This window comes from Avibacterium endocarditidis, assembly GCF_002921145.1.
Lineage (GTDB): Bacteria > Pseudomonadota > Gammaproteobacteria > Enterobacterales > Pasteurellaceae > Avibacterium > Avibacterium endocarditidis.
In genome coordinates this window covers 1-9,907 of sequence record NZ_PQVI01000105.1, presented here as the reverse complement: position 1 = coordinate 9,907, position 9,907 = coordinate 1, and the positions used below count along the sequence as shown (strand labels likewise).

General features: G+C 36.7%; 8 protein-coding genes and 1 pseudogene. 5 read left to right on the top strand and 4 right to left on the bottom strand.

All coding sequences use genetic code 11. The features are described 5' to 3' along the window. The first annotated feature begins 592 nt into the window (after nt 1-592). The 3 genes from C3Z13_RS08415 (at nt 593) to C3Z13_RS08405 (ending at nt 1,797) form a co-directional block, all read left to right on the top strand. Nucleotides 593-811, top strand: a complete 219-nt coding sequence (locus tag C3Z13_RS08415) for a hypothetical protein (RefSeq protein ID WP_103855622.1) — start codon at nt 593-595, stop codon at nt 809-811. 160 nt (nt 812-971) lie between these two features. After that, nucleotides 972-1,244 (top strand): hypothetical protein, encoded by a 273-nt coding sequence (locus tag C3Z13_RS08410; RefSeq protein WP_103855621.1) that lies wholly within the window; start codon nt 972-974, stop codon nt 1,242-1,244. A gap of 136 nt (nt 1,245-1,380) precedes the next feature. Then, complete coding sequence (locus C3Z13_RS08405; RefSeq protein ID WP_103855620.1) at nt 1,381-1,797, top strand: protein-export chaperone SecB; 417 nt, start codon at nt 1,381-1,383, stop codon at nt 1,795-1,797. A gap of 1,659 nt (nt 1,798-3,456) precedes the next feature. Here C3Z13_RS08405 and C3Z13_RS08390 read toward each other — a convergent pair. Then, nucleotides 3,457-4,911, bottom strand: a complete 1,455-nt coding sequence (locus C3Z13_RS08390) for an aminoacyl-histidine dipeptidase (protein ID WP_103855619.1) — start codon at nt 4,909-4,911, stop codon at nt 3,457-3,459. Nucleotides 4,912-5,032: 121 nt separating this feature from the next. Here C3Z13_RS08390 and gpt point away from each other — a divergent pair. Together gpt and C3Z13_RS08380 are read left to right on the top strand one after the other, a co-directional pair. After that, nucleotides 5,033-5,495: pseudogene (gene gpt, locus C3Z13_RS08385) on the top strand (xanthine phosphoribosyltransferase). Nucleotides 5,496-5,543: 48 nt separating this feature from the next. Next, nucleotides 5,544-6,368, top strand: a complete 825-nt coding sequence (locus tag C3Z13_RS08380; RefSeq protein WP_103855618.1) for an alpha/beta hydrolase — start codon at nt 5,544-5,546, stop codon at nt 6,366-6,368. Nucleotides 6,369-6,407: 39 nt separating this feature from the next. On the opposite strand, the gene C3Z13_RS08375 is transcribed toward C3Z13_RS08380, so the two are convergent. From C3Z13_RS08375 to C3Z13_RS08365, 3 genes are all read right to left on the bottom strand, one after another. Next, a complete protein-coding gene (locus C3Z13_RS08375; RefSeq protein WP_103855617.1) occupies nt 6,408-7,163 on the bottom strand; it encodes an esterase family protein in 756 nt (251 codons plus the stop codon). Nucleotides 7,164-7,171: 8 nt separating this feature from the next. Further along, a complete protein-coding gene (locus C3Z13_RS08370; protein ID WP_103855616.1) occupies nt 7,172-8,350 on the bottom strand; it encodes an ATP-grasp domain-containing protein in 1,179 nt (392 codons plus the stop codon). Nucleotides 8,351-8,713: 363 nt separating this feature from the next. Beyond that, nucleotides 8,714-9,907 (bottom strand): peptidase domain-containing ABC transporter (locus C3Z13_RS08365; RefSeq protein WP_245872600.1); only part of this gene is annotated, 1,194 nt, incomplete at its 5' end.

The window sequence follows — 9,907 nt, the reverse complement described above, 5'->3', positions numbered from 1 at the left end:
TTTCATCTAGTTCAATTTCACATGCAAAAATGTCATTGGAATCTTGAGCCAAATGGGGTAGCTAATCACCTCCTTGATTTTACAATGAGTTATCTTCATTTTTATAGACTAACATAACTGCTAATCTAATACAGCCCTAAAATTAATCTACCCTAATGTGACTTTGAACAGGTTTTATGTTATGATAAACTAAGTAAGTTTAATAGTTTCACTTTCTTATCATGTATGACTGAACGCTTTAAACATAAAGTTATTGCATATCACAGTTTTGAGTTCAGAAGAGAAAAGTAGAGAGTTAATTACTTAAAATTATATAAAATATGAGTTTAATTTTTACTGTTTACCATACTTGTCATTTAGAGGGATCGTTAATTTCTATATTTGAGAATTCACCGTACAGGTGTATTACCACAACTCCACAATGGTTAGGAAATGGATATTACTTTTGGACTGATAGTGAATTCTTTGCTCATAAATGGGGATTACTAAAAGATAAATATCCTAAAGGATATGCTATTACTGAGTATTTGGTTGATATTCCTAAGGATTCATTTTTAGATCTAGTTGGTAATGTGAAAGATCAACTTTTTTTGTGAAACAAATACAAATATATGCTGAACGAATGGGGAGAGAGTTAGGTTCTAAATCAGATGCTAGAAATATTCCTATATCTAAGGTTTTAGATCACTTTCGCGTAATATCTAAAGATGATCAACATAAATTTAGATACGATGCAGTAAAAGCTATGGACTATAGTAGCACAGATACTTATTTATATAAATTTACAGAAGAAAAAAACAAAGAGAGTTAATTCCAATACCTTCTAGACAACAACTATTTTTGAATGATCTACGTTTCCTAAAAAAATAAAAAACTACTATTTTGTGCGAAAAGAATAGAAGTTGGAAAGTATAAAAGTATTTTTATAAGTAATAAAGAACAATTCATCTTTAATTATAAAGGTAACTAAAATGAATGATAAATACAATGCGTTACAAAATACTACTGATTGGATTGTTAACTCATCATCAGAAGAATTTATGTCAACATTCAAAACTCTAAATGATAACTACTCAGGAATGACGATTGGTGAGTTTATTGATTATTTCATTGAACAGTCAGAAAGTAATTGTGTTGAGTATGATATTATTACTACTGAAAACTTCATTTTCGGGTTAGAAGAGCTGATGGTAGATAAACAATATGAATGGCGAAATATTTTTTTCCAGAAAAAGCTTATGTAGGTAATATAGAGTTTGTTGATATTAGAAATATAAAACTAATTGATAGAGAACAGGAATGTACTGATTTATATGATGCAGCAAATGATAATATTTATGATTATTCTTTAGCTGCATAATTTAAGAAAAGAGGTAATAAATGTTTAACAAACCAATTTCCTTACAGTTAAAACACTTTAATGTTCAAGAATTGTATTTAACTAAAATAAAAGATGAATTAAACCAAAATGAAAATGGTTTTTCATTAGGCGTTGCTATTGGTATTCTTGATGAAATTGATGATTTACAAAATGCACAACATTTTGCTGTGACATTTAAATCTGAATTTCAGATTAAAGAAGGGTTTATATTAAAAGTTGAATATCAATCAATTTTTGAAACTGATACTCCTATTGATGAGGAAGTAAAGAAAAGTAAGTTTCTTACGGTAAATGCTCCAGCTATTGCTTTTCCATTCTTTAGAGCATTTATAGCTACATTTTTAACTAATTCAGGTTTTGAACCAATAATACTACCATCCATTAATTTTATGAAGTTAAGTGAACAAAATGGGTAGTTATTTTTATATCTAAAGGGATTCTAATAAGGAACTTGACAAGCTGTATTTAATACAAATTTGTAAGGCATAGCTTTCCAGTAAATTATGCAACTAGCCAAAATGTAACTTTATTCAACCATCAATCAGCACACATTAATAGGTGCGTAGCGAATATTTAGGTAGCGGAAAAATTCATTTGATGAATCTCTCTTGTTTTAATATTTACGATTTACCTTATTAAAAAAATGATCCTTTCATAAATTCCTTATGAGTAATGGTATTTGAGACGTAAACGCTTTGAGTCGATTTGGATTTTCTGATGGCTGGTCTTTTGTGTCTAGCGTTTAGCAAATCTTGAATACCTTTTTCACTTAACTGAAGAAGCTTTTCATCTTTTAAAAGCTCATCGTTTGGGGAATCTCGATAATACCTATAATGTCAGCTGTTGGCATTGTGGCATCCGCTACGAAGCCTATTTTCTTCCTTCTAGCAAGTAATGGCAGTGCAAACATTGCCAGAATCGTTTTTCGAACAAAAGTGGAACGATTTTTCAGAACGCCAAACTTTCCCTAAAAAAAGTTATTGGAAGCCATTTACTGTTTTGTGATTAAAAGTAAGGGTATTTCTTCTATTGAGTTTTCATACTTCCTTAACGTGCAATATAAGACCTTGTTGGCGTTGTTGTATAAACTTCGTGAAGCGATTGAAAAGACACAAGATATTAGTAAAAATATCGTTCTATAGATGGTATCACGAAGAACCTTGTGGAATTCTTCTTTTTACCAGATTCAGACGAATGATTATGGGTTTTTATCATAAGATGGGAATAACTATATATTGCACTACACCCATGAAGCCACATGTTGTGAGATACAAATAAAGGCAAATTCGACAACGTACTAAAACGTTGCTTGAACACTAAACCATCACGTGATTTAGCAGACTACTGGCAGAGAAATAAGAAAAGCTTACAAAATTTGGATTGGAAAGTTTGTGTTTAGAAGCATCAAACGATAACCAGTATTTAGCTGTTGCCTAAATAATTCAAAAAAACACAAGGAATTCCAATGGAAACAATGACACACTTGTCACTCAACGTGGATTTAAAAAAGATGGACTACGAGTCTTTCAAAAACCTTTATGCGTGAACCTGGCTCAGAGGTATTCGAATGTCAAAGATTATGCTTACTTACTGTTCTTTCTCAATTTAGGACAGTTAGTAAAAGTCGTTAGTACTTTACCTCGTCACTCACTTGTCTTTTATGGTGCGTATGAAATTGCTGATAACCAAGCTATCGTTGCCATCTTTGGAATACAATTTACTTATGAAATGTTTGAAACGGAGGGCGGCATACCGTATCAAATGATCTGTATTATCTGTGTAGTGTTGCCTGAGATAAAGTTTATCTACATTGCCCGACCATCTCACTCAACCTGAATATGCTGCACTTTTTGAACAAGCTTATCCTACAATGATGGAGTAAATGCTATTAAGGACATAGAGATAAACTCTCTAGAAGAAAATGGAAAAATAAACGCAAGAGTATAGAATACGCAATAGAAAAATAATGCCCTTATAAAAATAAGGGCTTTTTTATGTGAATTTAGTCAATTTTCAGACTTTGTGAAGATGCTACATAATACAGAAATTTTCCACCGCACTTATATTTTAATGAATTACTTCACTTCAGCCAAAATTCTGGTGAGTAATTGCCAGTAGGTTTGTACGGCGGGGATATGCACTTTTTCATCAGGGGAATGAGCATTGATAATAGTTGGGCCGATAGAAACTACGTCTAAATTAGGGTAGATTTTTTTCAGCAAGCCACATTCTAACCCTGCGTGAATCACTTTTATTTCAGGTTGATGGCCTAAAATCTCCGCGTAAATTTGGCTGGTTAAGGCTAAGATTTTGCTGTCTGGGTGAGGTTCCCAACCTGGGTAATTGCCAGCGAAATTGACGCTTGCGCCACAAAGTGCGGTCAAAGATTTCAGCATTTCTTGCACATAATATTTGCCGCTTTCAATTAATGAGCGAATTAAAATTGTGGCGTTCACTTGGTTGTCTGAGGTTTTTAGCACGCCTAAACTGAGTGAGGTTTCCACTACATTTTCTACTGCATCACTGTAACGAATCACGCCGTTTGGTAAGGCATTAAATAGGTTGATTACGTTATTTTGTGAATGGCTATCAAAAATATGTGCTGGTTTTTCAACAGGTTGTAAGAACAAGCTCAGATTGGGTTCGGCAATGGCTAATTCTGTTTTTAATAAAACTTCAAAATTTTCCACCGCACTTTGTAATGGGGCAACATCACCGTCAATAGATAGGGTAATAAAGGCTTCACGGGGAATGGCATTGCGAACAGAACCACCATTGATTTGGCTGATGGCAAATTCAATGTGCGAATAATGTTGATTGAGATGAGCAAGGAAACGCACAAGGGTTTTGATCGCATTCACACGTCCCGTATGAATATCCACGCCAGAATGTCCGCCTCTCAAGCCTTTTAACACGAGCTGATAGCTGTTCGCGTAAGGGTTGGCGATTTGTTGTACAGGAATGGTTAAATCGGCATTGATGCCACCCGCACAGCCAATATAAATTTCGCCGTTTTCTTCGGTGTCGGTGTTGATCATTAGCTGGCTTTTCAACCAATTTGGACGCAAACCAATCGCCCCTTCCATTCCTTGCTCTTCGGTCATTGTGAGCAACACTTCTAACTCTGGGTGAGCAAGATTTTCATCTTCTAATGCGGCAAGGGCAGAAGCCAAGCCGATACCGTTATCCGCCCCTAAGGTTGTGCCTTTGGCAGTTACCCATTCGCCCTCAATATAGGGTTGGATTGGGTCGGTTTGGAAATTGTGTGGCGTGTCTTCATTCGCCTGAGGTACCATATCAAGGTGAGCTTGTAGCACCACTGACGGGCGGTTTTCCATTCCCTTCGTGGCTGGTTTGCGGATTAAAATATTGCCGACTTCATCACGTTCGACAAAAAACTGTTTTTCTTTCGCCCAATTTACGATGAAATTAGCCAGTGCTTCTTCGTGATAAGAGGGGTGAGGAATGGCACAAATTTGATCGAACCATTTCCACAACAAGGTAGGTTGAAGTTGTTGGATTTCAGACATAGTTTTTTCCTCAAATGAAAAAAATTCATCAAAATAATAGCATAAAAATTGGTTTCAAGTTATCCTAACGCAATTTTATTTATTGGGCGGTTTCCGCTCCTTTCTTAAGTTAAGGTGAGTTATGAGTGAAAAATATGTTGTGACTTGGGATATGTTCCATATGCACGCACGCAAATTATCTGAACGTTTATTGCCAGCATCACAATGGAAAGGCATTATTGCAGTGAGCCGTGGGGGATTGTTTCCTGCTGCGGTATTGGCGCGTGAATTGAGCATTCGCCACGTTGAAACTGTGTGTATCGCAAGCTACGATCATAATCAGCAAGGCGAATTAAATGTTTTACACGCTGCGCAAGTGCCTAACGGCGGCGAAGGCTTTATCGTGGTCGATGATTAGTGGATACTGGCAACACAGCGCGTGCCATTCGTGAACTTTATCCAAATGCCCGTTTTGTAACGGTTTTGCAAAACCGGCAGGGGCGGATTTAGTGGACGATTATGTAATCGATATTCCACAAAACACTTGGATTGAACAGCCTTGGGATATGGGCATCACTTTCGTTCCACCATTGGCGAGAAAATAATTTGTGATAAACGCTGGGCTTGCCAGCGTTTTTTATAGAAGTTAAAAGATGAGTGCGTTTAATCATTATCTGGAAATGCAAGAGCATTTTCTTTATGTGCCTTATTACCATCACCACCGCCGTGTGCGCGTGTTGCTGCCAAAAGATTATCACAACGAACCTTGGCAGCATTACCCTGTGCTTTATATGCACGATGGGCAAAATGTGTTTTATAGCAAAGAATCCTATTCGGGCCATTCGTGGAAAATTATTCCTACCATTAAGCATTATCAACATTTGCCGAAACTCATTATTGTCGGCATTGATAATGCAGGGGCGGAACGGCTGAACGAATATGCCCCTTGGCGGACGGATGTGGGCAATAACGATGACGTGCGCAATGTGGGCGGACGTGGTGCGGAATATGCGCAATGGGTGGTTAATGAGGTTAAAACATTTATCGATAAAACCTACCGCACTTTGCCAAATGCAGAAAACACCTTGCTTGCTGGTAGCTCAATGGGTGGCATTATCACCGCTTATATGGGCGCGGCGTATCCGCACATTTTTGGACACTTGGGCGTGTTTTCCCTTGCATCTTGGTTTAGTGAGCCTGCGTTTATGCACTTTATTCATCATCACCCTTTACAACCACAAAGCCGTGTATTTATCCAAGTTGGTACAAATGAAGGCGATGAAATGGATTCACAATTTATTTCTAATATGAACCAAGCCTACATTGATTGCACCCTGCGTTATTATCAGGCTTTGTTACGCACAGGGCAGCCGCTCGACCATATCCGTTTACGCATTATGGCAAACGAAATCCACCACGAAATGCACTGGGCAGATCATTTTGTCGAGTTTTTGCATTTTGCGTTGTTGGGTAAATAGCTTCAATAAGTGAAAAAGCGGAATATCAATCCGCTTTTTCTATTTTAATAGCCCATGTTCTTCCAACTTCCCTAAGAAATAAGGCATTTGTACGCGCCACCAAGGCCAGTCGTGGTCCACATCTGTTCCCCAAAAGTCAAACCAAGCGGGAATATCTTTGGCTTGGAAGGCTTGTTGTAAGCGAGCGGTGTCGGCGATGTGTTGTTCTTCCCAAGCACCTTGCCCAACGGCGATTATGTAATAGTTTTGGCGGTAGCGCTCTAAAAACCACGGATCGTTTTGATTCCATAAATAATCAATGGGGGAATTAAAATAGACTTCCGCGTTGTCGTGAAATTCTCCTGTGAAGAAACGCGCATCATACACGCCACTTAAGGCGATGGCAGTATCAAAAAGATCAGGGTGACGTAAGGCGAAATTTATGGTGTGGAATGCGCCCATACTACAACCAGTGGCGATCATTGCACCTTGCCATTGGGACTCAAAGCGAATTAATGGCACTAACTCATTGATAATATAGCGATCATAAGCATTGTGTGCCTGCGCCATATCTTGCCCTGATTTGTGATCCGCGAGCCAAGATTCCTTATCAAAAGAATCAGGGGTGTAAAATTTGAGTAAACCGCGTTCAATGAAAGAACGGCAGGCGTCAATCATTCCAAAATTGCCATATTCGTTTTCATTTCCCCCTGATGAAGGAAAAACAATCACAGGTTTGCCGCTGTGGCCATAGACATTAAAAGGCATTTCGCGGCCAAGTTCTCCGCTCCAATGATGACGGCGTTCAAAAAACATTTTTCCTCCTAGTGTTTTTGATGAGCAAATTGAATAATTTCACGCATTTGTTCAAGGCTTGGCGTGCGTGCCAATATTCCTTCTTCCCCCATAATTTTGGCAAATACGCCCGGCACTTGCTGTACGCTAATGATATTGTGTGGAAATTTTTCGCACACTTCGGCAATGGAATGAGCATAATGCTGATTTGCCTTGCGAGAGATATACACCACATTCCAAGGGTGCGAAATTTGCGCGTGGAATTGGTTGTCTTTCACAATATGCGCATATTCATTGAATACATCGAAATCATTGGCATAATTCCACATATCAATGGTTAAACCACCCGGTGGGCGACAATTCACCTCTAATGGCAATAATTCGTTAGTTTTCTTCACACGGAAAAACTCGAAATGAAAGAACCGCTCTTTCACATTAAAGGCTTTGACGCATTGTTTGCCGAGTTCCACCAATTTTGGCGAAATTTCACGAGGAACGTAATAGAACATATCGCCATCTTTTTCTACGGTATCCAGCACCGCTTCGGAATATTCAAGGCTGGAATAAAACACAATATTGCCATCGCGATCCGTTAAGCCGTCAAAGGTAACAATATCGCCGTCAATAAATTCTTCCATAATGTATTCCACGTTGGGATTTTTATGGCTGAAGAAGTTTTCCAATTCTTGCGCATTTTTAATCTTATAAGTATCGCTCGCGCCCACGCCAGAATTCGGTTTGATAATCACGGGATAATGCAATTCGTGTGCTAATTTTCTGGCATCTTCATCGCTTTCAAATACACGTCCTTTCGCCACTTTTAAGCCCGTTTGGCGGAAGATTTCTTTCATTTTTGATTTGGTTTTAATGGATTTCATATCTTCATTTTTATAACCAAATACATTGAAATCAGTGCGAAGTTTCGCGTCTAGCTCAAGCCAATATTCATTGTGCGATTCAATGCGATCAATACGCCCATATTTATGCGCAAAATAGCCCAGCGCGCGATAAACCTGATCGTAATCTTCCATATTATCCACGCGATAATATTCCGTCAGCGCATTGCGCAAATTTTCACTTAGTTGCTCATAAGGCGTATCGGCAATGCCTAAGGTGTTGAAACCATTTTCCCGCAAGCGCACGGCAAAGGTTTCAAAATTGGTTGGGAAATGGGGTGAAATCATCACAAAGTTTAGTGGTCTTGACATAGACTATCCCTCAATCTAAAAAATAACGAAAACGATTGCATTATACAAAAAATCATCAAGTGATAAAAGCAACAACATATAAATTTGAATAAATTGGATTATTTATTCTTTATTTTTTAGATGTAAACAGAGGGTAATAAATTTAAATATCACTGCGATAAGTAATATATTTACAATGATTTTCTCTATCGTATTTTTAGGCTTCTTATAAATATTTCATAGATTAAATCATAGGTTAAATTATTAGTATTAAGGATTTTATAAAACTCATATTACAATAATTATATCAAGGTTAGCTTTATAGATTTATACATCGATCAGCACTTTCAATAGTAGATTGACGATGGGCAACTATTACTCTAGTTATTTTAGTTTAGCTATTGCATCATTAATTTTTCTTTCATTTTCTTCATCAAGATGACTTGTTGCTTCATCCATAAAAAGAATTTTAGGCCTTTTATAGAGAGCTCGCGCAATAAATAATCTTTGTCTTTGCCCTCCTGAAAGGTTATTGCCTAGTTCTCCAAGCAACGTTTCATAATTCATTGGCATCTTCATTATTTCATTATGAATTTGCGCTTGTTTTGCACATTGAATGGCAAATTCTTTATCATACTGATTATCAAAGCAGACAATATTTTCTAAAATTGAGCCAGAGAAAAACTTATCTTCTTGTAACACCGTTGCAATATGTTGGCGATAATGTGAACTATCTAAGTTTTTAATATCAATATTATTGATATAAATTTCTCCTTTTGTTGGTCTCAAGAGTCCCGACATTAATTTTAGTAAGGTTGTTTTACCTGCGCCTGATTTCGCGGAGATTGCTATGCTTTCTCCAGCATTAACTTCTAAATTTAAATTATCAAGAATAGGTTGTGTAAATTGATCATATTGAAAGGTAAGATTTTTCACTAAAATAGATAAACCTTTTTGTTCTTCTGATAAAGAAAATGGTGAGGAGTGTATGCTATTTTCAATTTCAGTTAAAGCAATATCGGCAATCCTTTCTCTGTGTAAAGAAAGCATTTTAAAATTAAAGAAAATATTAATTAGGTTTCCCATTCTGGAGGAAAAGGAGCCTCTATAGGAATTAAATGCCATAAACATTCCAACTGTCATCATATTATCCATAACAATTGTTGCACCAATCCATAAGATTAAAATTTGTTCTAAGGTAGAAATAAAAGTATGAATGCCAGAAAAAAGCATATCTAACTTCGTTACTCTAATTGATGTATTAAAAGCATCAGCATTCAATGACATCCAATATTCTTCTCTCTTTTTATTTAATCCAAGAGATTTTATTGTTGCGATACCATAAAGCGTTTCCATAAAATGAGAAGTAGATTTTGCACTCTTAATAATTTGCTCTTCTGTAATCTGGCGGTAAGTAAAATAGGTTACAAACCGAAGTATTAAATAGATAATGGAAAAAGTTATCACTACCCAAGTTAGCCATCCTCCATAAAGGAACATCATAATAGTAACGCTGATAGTCATAATTAAATCAATGATTGTAGTTACTATGCTATTAGTAAGTGTATTTTGTATTTT